A 12263-nucleotide genomic window follows, 5' to 3' on the forward strand; every position below is an offset into this window, starting at 1 on the left:
ATCAGTTCCTCCTGGACCCTGATTCTATGAGAACATCCAGTCCCCTGAGGTTGAGGTCAGGAGCCGGGAAGAGAATTTCGCCTGCAGAGTAGACCATCCTCACAGATACGTCCTCCCTCTCAGCCAGGTCCGAGACGGTTATATCCTCCTCAACGTGTATCAGTCTCCTTGATGGTATGGACATAACCTCCTCAGGGGCTTCCATTCCAAGTTTACCCTCCCTGTGGAGACGGAGGGTTTCTTCAATTATCCTCTCTGAGGCATGACCATCCCCGTAGGGGTTCTCTGCCTCCATCATCCTCCTCCTGAAATCGGGGTCCTCGAGGAGCCTCCTCGCCGTCCCGGTTATCATCTCCCTGTCGGCGCCCACAAGGATATTGCCCCCCGCCTCAACTGTCTCGGGGCGTTCTGTGTTGTACCTGAGGGTCAGGCAGGGTACGTTGAAGGTTATTGCCTCCTCCTGGAGTCCCCCTGAATCTGTGAGTACCATGAATGAATTTGAAAGAAGAAGAAGGAAGTCAAGGTAGCCCATTGGTTTCATGAGTGTGACGTGGGCCGCATCCTGGAGCATGGTGTAGAGTCCAAATCTTTCAAGGTTCTTCCTGGTTCTTGGATGGACCGGGAAGACTATCCTGAATTCCTCAAGTTCAAGTATGGCGTCTATTATCGATCTGAGCCTCTCGGGGTTGTCCACGTTCTCTGCCCGGTGAAGCGTCAGGGCGACAATTCTGTCATCCTCTGAGAACTCTGAGAGGATGTCCGATTTCCTTGATGCTATCTCAATATTCCTGAGGCAGGCGTCCACCACAGTGTTTCCTGTGACAAGGATCATCTCTGGATCCACGCCCTCCATGAGGAGGTTGATGGCTGACTCCTCTGTTGGGACGTAGTAGAGTTTTGAGCAGACATCTGCAACCATCCTGTTTATCTCCTCGGGCATGGTCCTGTCAAAGGACCTCAAACCGGCCTCGACATGTCCAACCGGTATGTGGAGTTTGACCGCTGCCAGTGCCCCTGCAAGGACGGCATTGGTATCCCCCTGGACCATTACAATATCCGGTTCCTCCCTTAAGAGCACTTCCTCCAGACCCCTGAGCATCTCGGCGGTCATGGCCCCGTGACTCCCTGAGCCCACACCTATGTTGTGGTGGGGTGCCGGGAGTTCAAGGTCAATGAAGAACTGATCAGACATCTCATGGTCATAGTGCTGACCGGTGTGTATCAGTGCAAATTCCATGCCACGCTTCCTTATCTCATCTATAACAGGAGCCATCTTGATTATCTCTGGCCTTGTCCCTAAAATAATCGCAATCTTCATGTTAACCACTTAAAAGAGTCTCATTTATGATTCCTTCTTCGCTGAGCCCTGTATTCGGTTATTACCTTGAGGAGCTCCTCTTCTTCTTTCTTCTTCCTTTTTTCATTTAATCTGTGTTTCCATTTTTTTATTTCTCTATTTAAATCTTGAGTTTTAACTGACCCGAAATCATCATGTACCCTTATATGGAGTGATCTGACCGGTATAACGGGCACCTCCGCCCCCTCAAATACCTCAAGGGCCTGGTGGGACATCTTATCCTCAGTTATTATTGCCCTTGGCCCCAGATCCAGGAGTATTCTTGCGGTCTGTGAACCACCTCCTTCCGAGCTCCTGAGAAGCAGCACGTCTCCAGTCTTTATTTTCCATCTGGAGCAGGCCCTCCGTATTCCATCCCTTGTGAAGGTTTCTATGATCTTGATGGGTGTGGTGTCGCCGGAGGACTCCATGTCCCTTATCTGGAGGAGGGAGTCAAGGTCCCTTTCAAGTGCCTCCCTGCGGGATTTTTCATCTGCGTATTTCCTCTGAAGCTTCTCTATAACCTTTAATTTGTGTGAAAGTTCTCTGTTTAAAAGCAGATCCTTTGAATACTCATACTGGATCCTTTCAAGTTTTTTCTCGAGCCTTGACTTCTCATCCTCCAGCTCCCTTATCTTCTCCAGGAGGGACTTCTTCTCTCTCTTCAACCTTTCAATGGTTGATCCCTGGTTTCTTAGCCTTGACCGCTGGGCCCTGATGGTCCTCCTGAGCTTCTCAACATCATATTCGTCGCCATGAGACTCCTTTTCTGAAATTTCCATGGCTTCAGATTCTTCTTCACCCTTCACTGCCCTTATTGCCTCTGCGATGGGTTTTCCCATTATCACAAGGCCCTTGACCCTCAGGGTATCAGAGGGGCTCATACCGGTTTCGCTGGTCTTTCTTTCTATCTGTTTCAGCTTCATCTCATAATGCCTGTAGGCCTTCACGGCAGCTGCCAGGGCGTCCCTTTCATGTGAGTTTTCAGGTGTGAAATCTGTTTCCCTCAGAAAATCCGATACCAGTTCATTCTTGAAGGATATGGTCATGACCCTTTCAGGTGTGTAGAGCCTTGCATTGAGCATTGAAGCTATCCTTTTCACTGCGCTGGGGGCTGGGTGGACGTCCGATGCCACTATAACAGGTTTTCCGTGTTCGATTATCCTTTCAATTATATCGGACCTTGCCGCCTCCTTCATGCTTCCAAGGTGGAGGAGTCTTCCCTCAAGGTCAACCAGGGCAAGGCCGACTGTGTGACCCGGGTCAATACCGGCTATCGTGAGGGGCTTTATCTCCACCCCTGACTTTTTCCTCTTATGCAGATTATGATCCTCCAGAACTGTATCCATCAGTGTAACTGTATATTTATAATTACTTACAGTTTTTGATGAATTCAGGGTATGCCTTGGATGACACCGGTTCAACGAGCTACTCCACTGGCACCTCATGGGGATGCTGACCACTCCGGCTGATGACACGGATGTAACGGAGCCACAGGGACGAAACACACCGGATGATAGAGCAAGAACACCCTGGATCCAGAGAATATGTGGCCAAAGTGGCAGACCGGTGATGGCTGCTTCTTAATCAGTCAGTCAGCTCATGTTCCTGCAGATCCCTCAGGTGATCACTCATAGCTCTCCTTACCAGGCTCATCTCCCGGTACAACCGGAATTCCTCTTCAAGCAGGGATATGAACCGTTTAAACGCATATTCATCATGCCTGAGTTTTATCTTAACCCCATATTTGAGATCCATGAGGATGAGGTTCTCGGGGGGCATGGGCTCCAGAAACACCCTCCGGTCAGTATCCAGGAGCCCGGCCATGTCATCAGGAGCAAGCTCCCCTTCAGATACCATTAAGAGAGCCCTGACCATCTTACGAACCATCTGCCAGAGGAAACTCTCACCGTAGACATCGATGATGATGGAATCACCGACCTCGGATATCCTGACATCATTTATCCTTCTCACGGGGTCCCTGTCTCTCCTCCTTGAGAAGTTGCTGAAGTCATGGGTCCCCCTGAAGTGGGCTGCTGCCTCGGCCATTGAATCTGTATCCATGGACTCCTCCCGGTGCAGTATGTACCTGTAGTGCCTCTCCAGAGGGTATCTTACCTTGAAGGGGTACATGACCGATGCCCACGCGAGAACCCGTATATCCCGGGGAAGGAGGTCGTTGATCTGGTTCACATGAATATCCTCCTCTGTGAAAAAGCTCACAAAATTTCCAAGTGCATGGACGCCCCTGTCGGTTCTGCCGGCTATCTGGAATCGTGCCTTTTTTGGATCCTCAATGATACCTGCCCCCTCCAGGGCCTCCAGGAGTTTTCCCTCAACTGTTGGGACGTCTGGCTGTCTCTGGAATCCGTGATAATTTGTACCTATGTATGCAACCTTCAGAGCTATCTTCCTCATAGGATCACCTGGTGTGGTGGAGATAAGAGAAACCTGTAGTTAGAAGAAGTAATATAAATTTCTCAGATGTTGAGTTATCCCGGTGAGCTTCAAGGTCTGCCGGGTAATCCTTTATTTAGTGGGTCATCACTTATATCTTATACCCACCACCATATCTATGTGTGGGTATCCTGAGGAAGGTGCATATATGCGCAGACTGTGGGGTTATATCAGTATTATAACTGCAACGATTTTCTTTGGTATCTCTGCAACACTTGATAAGATAATGCTCTCCAGCATGCATCCCGTGACCATCGGGGCCTACACCTACATAATTGCCGGGATCTTCCTCTTCTTGATAAGGGAGACCCCCCTCCGGGAGCATGTCCTTAATGCCATAAACAGAAAAGGTGAAAGCGAGGCCAGAATAAAAAGAAATGATTACCTGATTCTTCTTCTTACAGCACTCCTGAGTACTGTGATAGCACCTCTCCTCTTCCTCACGGGACTGGGGGATACCACAGCGGTTAACGCATCACTCATACTGAACGTTGAGGTTCTCTTCATTATTTTACTGGGCTACCTCATATTCGGGGAGACCCTTCAGCTGAAGGATTTCATGGGGATAGTCCTCATCATACTGGGTGCTGTGTACCTCTTAACTGAGGGTGATTTCAGTACCATTCTACAGAACGTTGCTGTTACCGGAAATTTTCTTGTGATGGCGGCAGCGTTCTTCTGGAGCCTTGACACCGTCCTGAGCAAGTTTTTAAGCAGAAAAAGGGACCTTATATTTATATCCGGGGTTAAAAGCTCTGTTGGGGGCTTTGTACTCCTTATCATCATGCTTATTCTCGGTATAAACACTGAACTTCCCCTTGAAATGCTCCCCTATGCACTCGGGGTTTCAGTCTTCAGCATTGGCTGCTCCTTCATACTCATCTACATCGCAATAAGGGAGATAGGTGCTTCCATGGTCGGAGCCCTCTTTCCATTATCATCCCTTTTCGGGGCAATATTCGCATTTATAATCCTCAGAGAGCCATTCTCGATCATGCAGGGAATTTCAGGGATTGTGATGCTCACAGGGGTCTTCATACTCTACGGGAACGGTAAGTAAGATTATGTCCTGGAAAACTGAAATGTAATAAAATCAGTGCCCCCTGAAAAAAGTGAAGAGAAATGAATCTGATCTCTATACCCTGGCCCTCACATCAAACTGGCAGAAGGAGTAACCATTGGTCCAGCAGCGCCTCTCATATGCATCCACATCACAGCCAAGTATCTCAGAGAGGGCTCCGGCAATTATACCAGCCTCAAAGAAGCATATTGGGCGCCCTATGTTTGGAAGGCCTGCACATTCAATGCACTCATAGACCCTCACATCCATCCTCAGGTATCCATCATCCTCCCATTCAGAGACGATATCAAGAATGCCCAGTTTCTGGTCAAGCATGAGCTCTGCGAGTGAGTGGATGTCCTCAGCCAGACCCTCAGATATGAGGGCCCTTCCAAGATTAAGACCTCCGATGTAGGAAACACCGGCTGCTGAACCTGAAATTATATCAGGAATGTTGAAGTGTCCCATGCGGAAGCTTGCGACGTAACTCCCATCGTCTTCAAATCGGGAGAAGAACATTCTCTCCGGCCTAAAAATGTCTTTAAGTTCTATATTATCCTTAATGGGCTCTCTGGGACCGATTCCATTTCTTTCACTCATTATCTCATCGTCTGTGGTTCTCCGGTATTCGTCAATGATGGCCCCGATATTCTCCATGGCACACCACCTTCACCTTCATTTATATCCGGGGATACTTAAATATCTTCAAGGAGATGGAAAGGAACCTTTAAATATCTTCATCAGAAAAACCCAAAACAGGAGCGTATTGGCAGCAGTGATAAAATGAGCTTTCAGAAGGACAGAATGCTTATAATACCGGCCGTGGATATAAAGGATGGAAAATGTGTTCAGCTTGTTCAGGGAAAACCCGGGACAGAGCAGGTCGTGCTTGATGATCCTGCCGGAGTTGCCGGAAGGTGGGAATCCCTGGGGGCTGAAACAATCCATGTCGTGGACCTTGATGGGGCCCTTGGTCTTGAGAAGAATACAGGTATACTGAAGGAGATCACAGAGAGGGTTTCAGTGCCCCTCCAGATAGGTGGAGGTATAAGGAGTAGAGAATATGCAGGGAAACTCCTTGATATGGGCTTTGAGAGGGTTATACTGGGCACCATGGCCATAGAAAACCCTGCCATCGTTGAGGAACTTGCAGGTGAATACGGATCGGAACGCATAATGGTCTCACTTGATAGCAGGGACTCACAGGTTGTTATAAGGGGATGGACAGAGAAGGTCCCCTTCACAGCAGAGGAGATGGGCAGGAAATTCCAGGAGAGGGGAGCTGGTAGCATACTCTTTACCAACGTGGACTTCGAGGGTCTTCTCTCAGGATTTGACCTGAAACCCGTGAGTGAACTTGTGGAGGCAGTTGAGATACCTGTAATCTACTCCGGGGGTGTTAGCAGCCTGAATGACCTGAGGATGCTGCAGGGGACCGGTGTAATGGGGGTCGTTATAGGATCAGCCATCTACAGGGGCCTCATAGACCTCACCGAGGCCCTCAAATATCAGGACCTTAAATGAACACCTTCAGCAGGATGATAAAATGAAGACAGTTATGGCAACAGGCACCTTTGACATAATACACCCCGGACACGGGTTCTTCCTTGAGGAGGCCAGGAAACTTGGTGGGAAGGACGCCAGGCTGGTGGTTGTCCTTGCAAGGGACTCCACAGTCAGGGCCCGCAAGAGGACCCCCATAGTCGGTGAGAAACAGAGGCTTGAGGTTGTCAGGATGCTGAAGCCTGTTGATGAGGCCTACCTTGGCAGTGAGACCGACATGTTTGAGATAGTGCACCGTATAAAACCTGACATCATCGCCATTGGCCCCGATCAGAAGTTTGATGTTGATGAGCTGCGTGATGAGCTCAGGAGAAGGGGCCTTGGATGTGAGGTCAGGAGGATAAAGAAATACAGAGACTCCGAACTTGACAGCACCTGCAAGATAATTAAAAGGATCCGCAGCATGGAATTCGACGAGGACTCACTTAAAAACTGTTGATGGTAAAGCAGAGATAGTGCATTGATTTTTCAGCTGGAAAATAAAAAAATAAATTATTTTTGAAGATCAGAATGGTAGCTCTGCGTAAACGCCCTTTATAAATGCACTGGACCTGTCCCAGTTATTCACTGTTCCCAGGGAATTTGAGAAACTTGTTGCATCGGCGTCATACCATCTTCCATTGACGTACAGCTGTCCCCAGACGTGTCCATAGGTGTTACCACTCCTGAATACACAGTTACCATGCATGTACCTCGCGGGTATACCTGCCGCCCTTGCAAGGGCAACAAGAAGGTGTGTATGGTCGCAGCAATTTGCTGATCCACTGTGGAGTGTACCAACGGCGCCTTTACGTGTATTGTAGTAGAAACTGTAGTCTATGCTGTCACGGACCCAGTTAAAGATCCTTACCGCCTTATCATAGGTTGAGTTACAGCCTGATGTGAGGTTACTGCTCAGAGAAGAGATCTCCTCATCCGAAACCTGGCAGTTATCGGTTTCCTTCAGATAATCAGAGAGCTCTGCGTATCCGACCCTTGTAACCTTTCTGTATCGTGTCTCGGTAACCCAGCGGTAGGTCTTTTTGTACCGGGTCACATAGGTGTAGGCATAGGTGTAACGGACCCTGTATTTCCCCTTCCGGTAGTAGTAGGTCCTGATGGCCTTTTTAACCTTCACCCTGTAGGGCTTAAGGTAGGATACCTTCACCCGCACCTTATAGGGGACGTATTCATGGTAGGTGTAGTTCACTGTGGTCGATGCTGATGCCTTTGTATATGCAGCACTTGTGTTTCCGGTTGTACTGGATGTTAGATTTGATTCAGCTGCATTCACATCTCCAGCGGGCAGTACCACTACTCCGAGAAGCAGCAGTAATGCAAGTATCGAGTGACGCTTAATTTTACCGCCTCCATTCATGGGAAAGATATCCCCATGGACAGTTAAAGGTTGTCCATGAAATACTTATAAATTTTGGTGGCCATGACCTGGGTCAGTGATAGACATATATTGTGGGAGGCGTACCGCCGTCACAGAGTTATTAGAGTTGGCCGACAGCACTGGATTATCATATCAGTTAAGGCATCTAAACCATAACACCTTATTAAATCAGTTCACCAAAGTAATTATCACAGTCAAGTCAATTAAGGTGATCAAGATGATAAGTGTGGGTATTATCGGAGCCAGTGGATACACTGGAGGTGAACTGCTGCGACTCCTCGAGAACCACAGGGAGGTTGAGGTGGTCTCAGCCACATCGAGGCAGTACAGTGGTGTTCCCGTGTCGAGGGTGCATCCACACCTCCAGGACACTGACCTGAAGTTTGAGGACGTCGGTGCCGGGGAAATAGACGCGGACCTTGTCTTCACAGCCACCCCCCACGGGGCCTCAATGAAGATCGTCCCCCAGCTTATAGAGAGGGGTATAAGGGTGGTGGACCTCAGCGGTGACTACCGCTTTGATGACACTGAAACCTATGAGGAATGGTATGGAATCGAACACGAAAGCCCCCTCGACGCGGTTTATGGTCTTCCTGAGATACACAGGGAGGAGATAGCCTCCGCAGATCTTGTGGCAAATCCTGGCTGTTTCCCGACGGGTGCAATACTCGCATGTCTCCCCCTGGTATATGAGAAGATTGCAGACACATTCATAATTGATTCGAAGACCGGGGTGAGTGGTGCGGGTGTTAAGCCAACAGCCCTGACCCATTACCCTCACTGCAGTGATAATGTAATCCCCTACAATGTAACAGGCCACAGGCACACACCGGAGATAAGGCAGGAACTCTCAAGGCTGAATCCTGTGAGGCTCAGCTTCACCCCCCACCTCGTCCCGGTGACAAGGGGCATCCTTACAACAGCCCACACCTTCCTCCTTGAGGACCTGAAACAGGGCGAAATCGCAGACATATTCAGGGGATTCTATGATGGAGAACCCTTTGTAAGGGTTGTTGAGGGTATCCCTGGGCTCAGTGCAGTCAGGGGCTCCAACTTCTGCCACATCGGATGCTTCGAGGTTGATGATAATCAGAGGGCTGTTATAGTATCAGCCATAGACAACCTTGTGAAGGGCGCATCCGGTCAGGCCATCCAGAACATGAACATAATGTTCGGGTTCAGGGAGGTCGAGGGTCTTGATTTCCCCGGGATGTACCCATAGCAGAGCACCGTTATTAAATGGACAGAAATATATATGATGCCATCAAATCCCATCCCTAGGTGACGAAGCCGAGTGATATGATGAAAACGTGTGTAATTTATTATTCTCGCAGCGGGAACACTGCAATGGTTGCAAGGACCCTTGCAGAGGAACTGGATGCTGATCTTATCGAGATCAGGGACCTTGATGATAGAAAAGGATTCATGAGCAGTTTCAGATCATCCATAGATGCACTTCGAGAGTCAAAGACACCCATCAAGCCCGAAAAGGTCGACCTCTCAGGTTACGACCTTGTATACCTTGGAACACCCACCTGGGCAGGTAAACCCTCCCCCGCAATAATAACACTCATAGACAGGGTGGATTTCCTTGGGAAGGACGTGATACTTTTCACCACCATGAGCCGGCAGGGCGGTGAGGGTGCGATAGAGCGAATGGCAGAGAAGATAGGGGCACGGGGAGGAAGGATAATAAATTTCTTCATCCAGAAAACCGCGGGCAAAGAACTCATCCAGGTGAGGGAGGATACCCTCAGAATAATCAATGAGAAGGACCTGAAGATATACGAAGCCAGGTGATCTATTTGACAGATAGGACAAACTTTAAAGGTGATCGTCTTGATTGACCGCATTTTAAAGTCATACAGGCCACTCATAGCCATACCAGCAGCCATAACTGTAATTGCGCTACTTCTCGTTGTCTTCAATGGACTCAACGAGAGCGTGGACCTCAAGGGTGGAGCCCTTGCAGAGCTGACCCTCGAGAAGAGCGTTACCCAGGCCGAACTGGAATCCCTCCTCAGGGAGAAACTGGGCACAGGAGACATTAAGGTCCTCTCCATAAGGGGGGAAAGGGCGACGGTACAGTTCGGTACAGACATGGATGTTGTGAAGGTGAGTGAAGCCCTCAGGGGTACCGCAACCATCAACAGTTACAAGGCAGTCGGTCCTGTTCTGAGCAAACAGGCCATGAACCAGATCTACTGGGCCATTGGCTTCGCATTCCTCTTCATGTCGGTGACGGTTTTCATAATATTCAGGGACCCGGTCCCCTCACTGGCAGTTATACTCGCAGCAGCATCTGATATCATAATAGCCGTGGGTGGGATGTCACTCTTCGGCATTCCCCTCTCACTGGCATCTGTCGGTGCGATACTGATGCTTATAGGTTACAGCGTGGATACAGACATCCTACTCACCACAAGGGTCCTTAAACGGAGGAAGGGGACCATCAACGAGAGGGCTCTGGGGGCCATGAAGACGGGTGTTACGATGTCCATAGCTGCAATAGCTTCAATGGCTGCGCTTTACCTTGTGACGGTGTTTGTGATGCCCGAGGCCAGGGTGCTGAGTGATATAGCCTCAGTCCTGATAATTGGGCTCCTGGCGGATATTATAACCACCTGGCTCATGAACCTTGGAATTCTGAGGTGGTACCTGGAGGTTAGATCATGAACAGGAAGGTATCAAAGTTTCTTAAGGATTACAGGGTGATACTCCTCATAGTCCTTGTGGCGGCGAGTGTCACTGCAATATCAACCATGGGTATTCAGCAGGGACTTGACCTTCAGGGAGGGTCACTCATACAGATACAGCTCGAGAGGCCGGTGGATGCCGCTACCATGAACACCGTGACCAGTGTACTTGATAAGAGGCTCAACATATTCGGTGTGAAGGATGTGAAGGTGCGTGCAAGCGGAGACCAGAACGTTATAGTTGAAATTGCTGGTGTCCAGCCGGACCAGGTCGCAGCTATAGTTGGTAAACCCGGTAAGTTTGAGGCAAAGATAGGTAACGAGACCGTTCTCACAGGTGCAGATATTGTGAGCGTCCAAGCCCCCATAATAACCGGGAATGAATGGGAGGTCCCCTTCAGGCTCTCAACAGAGGGCGCCAGGAAGTTCGCAGAGGCGGCCAGGGGCAAGGCAGGAGAACCCGTTAAGATGTACCTGGACGACCGCCTGATAACAGCCCCTGAAATATCAGCCGAGGTTGCCACCGGAAAGCCGGTCACAGATGTCAGGATAACAGGGGCAGAGAACAGCAAGGCAGAGGCCGAGGTCCAGGCGAAGGAGATAGAGACCCTCCTCAAATCAGGTTCACTGCCTGTTAAGGTTAAGATAGTCGGTGTGAGCAGCGTATCCCCTGAACTCGGGAAACAGTTCGCAGAGGGTGCACTGATCGCAGGGATACTCGCGGTTCTGGCAATAGCGGTGATACTCATAGTGAGGTACCGCAGCCCAATCCTCGTCCTGCCAATATTCTTCACAACCCTCGCAGAGCTCCTGCTTATACTGGGGGCGGCCGCGGTTATCCGGTGGAACATTGACCTTGCAGCCATAGCCGGTATACTGGCGGCGATAGGTACAGGTGTGGACGACCAGATAATCATAACAGATGAGGTACTATCTGGTGAAGGCCGCAGAACAAGGAGGAAGTTCAGGATAAAGGATGCCTTCTTCATAATATTCGCATCAGCAGGCACCCTTATAGCTGCAATGCTTCCACTGGCCTACATAGGCTTTTCAAGGGGTGCCACAGGAATAGGTCTCCTTGCTGGCTTTGCATTCACAACGGTCCTCGGAGTCATCATAGGAGTCTTCATCACAAGACCCGTGTATGCCCTGTTCATTGAAACCTTCAACGTTGTTAGAAGAAAATAGGAGATGTTCTAACCCGTGAAGGGGATGATATCCTCCAAAGAACAGGAGAGATCCTCAATCTGGAAGATATCGCCCCTATCCCATGTTAGATATAATTAAGAGGGGATGAATATGAAGAAACCCTTTGAACTGAGGGTCAAACCCATAAGGAATGGGACTGTTATAGATCATATAACTGCAAACAGATCCCTGAATGTCCTCAACATCCTTGGACTCCCTGATGGGCATAGCAAGGTGACCGTTGCCATGAATATGGACTCATCCCAGCTTGGATCCAAGGACATAGTTAAAATAGAGAACAGGGAACTCAAGCCCTCAGAGGTTGATCAGATAGCCCTCATAGCCCCCAGGGCCACAATAAACATTGTAAGGGATTATAAGATTGTTGAGAAGGCCAAGGTGAGGCTCATGGATGAGGTTAGGGGCATCCTCAGATGTCCCAACCCCAACTGCATCACAAACAGTGACGAGGGTGTCGAGAACCGTTTCTACGTCATCTCAGAGGAACCGGTTCTGCTACGCTGCTACTACTGTGAACGCCTCATTGAGGCCGATGAGATAGAGTCCCAGTTCTAGGAGTTGATA

At 49.4% G+C, this 12263-nt stretch carries 13 protein-coding genes; 8 read left to right on the plus strand and 5 right to left on the minus strand.

Going from position 1 to position 12263, the window contains the following annotated elements; genetic code table 11:
* Position 1: 1 nt before the first annotated feature.
* From wecB to truA, 3 genes are all read right to left on the minus strand, one after another.
* Positions 2–1318, minus strand: coding sequence for a non-hydrolyzing UDP-N-acetylglucosamine 2-epimerase (wecB, locus tag MTCT_RS03780; RefSeq protein ID WP_048175517.1), 1317 nt, complete (start codon positions 1316–1318; stop codon positions 2–4).
* 20 nt (positions 1319–1338) lie between these two features.
* Positions 1339–2685 carry a DUF460 domain-containing protein gene (locus MTCT_RS03785; RefSeq protein ID WP_084126187.1) on the minus strand — a complete coding sequence of 449 codons (1347 nt, stop codon included), beginning with the start codon at positions 2683–2685 and terminating at the stop codon, positions 1339–1341.
* 238 nt (positions 2686–2923) lie between these two features.
* Entirely contained in the window at positions 2924–3754 is an 831-nt protein-coding gene (gene truA, locus MTCT_RS03790) for a tRNA pseudouridine(38-40) synthase TruA (RefSeq protein WP_048175518.1), read from the minus strand.
* A gap of 187 nt (positions 3755–3941) precedes the next feature.
* Here truA and MTCT_RS03795 point away from each other — a divergent pair, with 187 nt between their 5' ends.
* Complete coding sequence (locus tag MTCT_RS03795; protein ID WP_048175519.1) at positions 3942–4853, plus strand: DMT family transporter; 912 nt, start codon at positions 3942–3944, stop codon at positions 4851–4853.
* 75 nt (positions 4854–4928) lie between these two features.
* Here the strand turns inward: MTCT_RS03795 and MTCT_RS03800 are convergent, their stop codons facing one another.
* A complete protein-coding gene (locus MTCT_RS03800) occupies positions 4929–5510 on the minus strand; it encodes a V4R domain-containing protein (protein WP_048175520.1) in 582 nt (193 codons plus the stop codon).
* Between the two features lie 126 nt (positions 5511–5636).
* Here MTCT_RS03800 and hisA point away from each other — a divergent pair, with 126 nt between their 5' ends.
* Together hisA and MTCT_RS03810 are read left to right on the plus strand one after the other, a co-directional pair.
* Entirely contained in the window at positions 5637–6377 is a 741-nt protein-coding gene (hisA, locus tag MTCT_RS03805) for a 1-(5-phosphoribosyl)-5-[(5-phosphoribosylamino)methylideneamino]imidazole-4-carboxamide isomerase (protein WP_048175521.1), read from the plus strand.
* A 22-nt stretch (positions 6378–6399) separates the two neighbouring features.
* Entirely contained in the window at positions 6400–6855 is a 456-nt protein-coding gene (locus tag MTCT_RS03810; protein ID WP_173402630.1) for an adenylyltransferase/cytidyltransferase family protein, read from the plus strand.
* Between the two features lie 66 nt (positions 6856–6921).
* Here the strand turns inward: MTCT_RS03810 and MTCT_RS03815 are convergent, their stop codons facing one another.
* Positions 6922–7773 (minus strand): transglutaminase family protein, encoded by an 852-nt coding sequence (locus MTCT_RS03815; protein WP_048175522.1) that lies wholly within the window; start codon positions 7771–7773, stop codon positions 6922–6924.
* A gap of 238 nt (positions 7774–8011) precedes the next feature.
* Between MTCT_RS03815 and argC the strand changes: the two genes are divergently transcribed.
* The 5 genes from argC to pyrI all read left to right on the plus strand — a co-directional run bounded on the left by argC (position 8012) and on the right by pyrI (position 12254).
* The gene (gene argC, locus MTCT_RS03820; RefSeq protein ID WP_048175523.1) at positions 8012–9016 is read left to right on the plus strand and encodes an N-acetyl-gamma-glutamyl-phosphate reductase; all 1005 of its coding nucleotides are present in this window, start codon (positions 8012–8014) and stop codon (positions 9014–9016) included.
* 80 nt (positions 9017–9096) lie between these two features.
* On the plus strand, positions 9097–9594 hold the full coding sequence (locus tag MTCT_RS03825) for a flavodoxin (protein WP_048175524.1): 498 nt from the start codon (positions 9097–9099) through the stop codon (positions 9592–9594).
* 33 nt (positions 9595–9627) lie between these two features.
* Positions 9628–10470 (plus strand): protein translocase subunit SecF, encoded by an 843-nt coding sequence (locus tag MTCT_RS03830; RefSeq protein ID WP_048176593.1) that lies wholly within the window; start codon positions 9628–9630, stop codon positions 10468–10470.
* A complete protein-coding gene (locus tag MTCT_RS03835; RefSeq protein ID WP_048175525.1) occupies positions 10467–11678 on the plus strand; it encodes a preprotein translocase subunit SecD in 1212 nt (403 codons plus the stop codon). Before MTCT_RS03830 ends, MTCT_RS03835 begins: the two co-directional genes overlap by 4 nt.
* A gap of 105 nt (positions 11679–11783) precedes the next feature.
* A complete protein-coding gene (pyrI, locus tag MTCT_RS03840) occupies positions 11784–12254 on the plus strand; it encodes an aspartate carbamoyltransferase regulatory subunit (protein ID WP_173402631.1) in 471 nt (156 codons plus the stop codon).
* Positions 12255–12263: the final 9 nt, after the last annotated feature.

It is taken from the genome of Methanothermobacter sp. CaT2 (assembly GCF_000828575.1).
Lineage (GTDB): Archaea > Methanobacteriota > Methanobacteria > Methanobacteriales > Methanothermobacteraceae > Methanothermobacter.

Excerpts from the sequence above, each read along its gene's own strand:
- wecB (WP_048175517.1), bottom strand. The coding sequence starts at position 1,318 with ATGAAGATTGCGATTATTTTAGGGACAAGGCCAGAGATAATCAAGATG.
- MTCT_RS03785 (WP_084126187.1), bottom strand. The coding sequence starts at position 2,685 with ATGGATACAGTTCTGGAGGATCATAATCTGCATAAGAGGAAAAAGTCA.
- truA (WP_048175518.1), bottom strand. The coding sequence starts at position 3,754 with ATGAGGAAGATAGCTCTGAAGGTTGCATACATAGGTACAAATTATCAC.
- MTCT_RS03795 (WP_048175519.1), top strand. The coding sequence starts at position 3,942 with ATGCGCAGACTGTGGGGTTATATCAGTATTATAACTGCAACGATTTTC.
- MTCT_RS03800 (WP_048175520.1), bottom strand. The coding sequence starts at position 5,510 with ATGGAGAATATCGGGGCCATCATTGACGAATACCGGAGAACCACAGAC.
- hisA (WP_048175521.1), top strand. The coding sequence starts at position 5,637 with ATGAGCTTTCAGAAGGACAGAATGCTTATAATACCGGCCGTGGATATA.
- MTCT_RS03810 (WP_173402630.1), top strand. The coding sequence starts at position 6,400 with ATGAAGACAGTTATGGCAACAGGCACCTTTGACATAATACACCCCGGA.
- MTCT_RS03815 (WP_048175522.1), bottom strand. The coding sequence starts at position 7,773 with ATGAATGGAGGCGGTAAAATTAAGCGTCACTCGATACTTGCATTACTG.
- argC (WP_048175523.1), top strand. The coding sequence starts at position 8,012 with ATGATAAGTGTGGGTATTATCGGAGCCAGTGGATACACTGGAGGTGAA.
- MTCT_RS03825 (WP_048175524.1), top strand. The coding sequence starts at position 9,097 with ATGAAAACGTGTGTAATTTATTATTCTCGCAGCGGGAACACTGCAATG.
- MTCT_RS03835 (WP_048175525.1), top strand. The coding sequence starts at position 10,467 with ATGAACAGGAAGGTATCAAAGTTTCTTAAGGATTACAGGGTGATACTC.
- pyrI (WP_173402631.1), top strand. The coding sequence starts at position 11,784 with ATGAATATGAAGAAACCCTTTGAACTGAGGGTCAAACCCATAAGGAAT.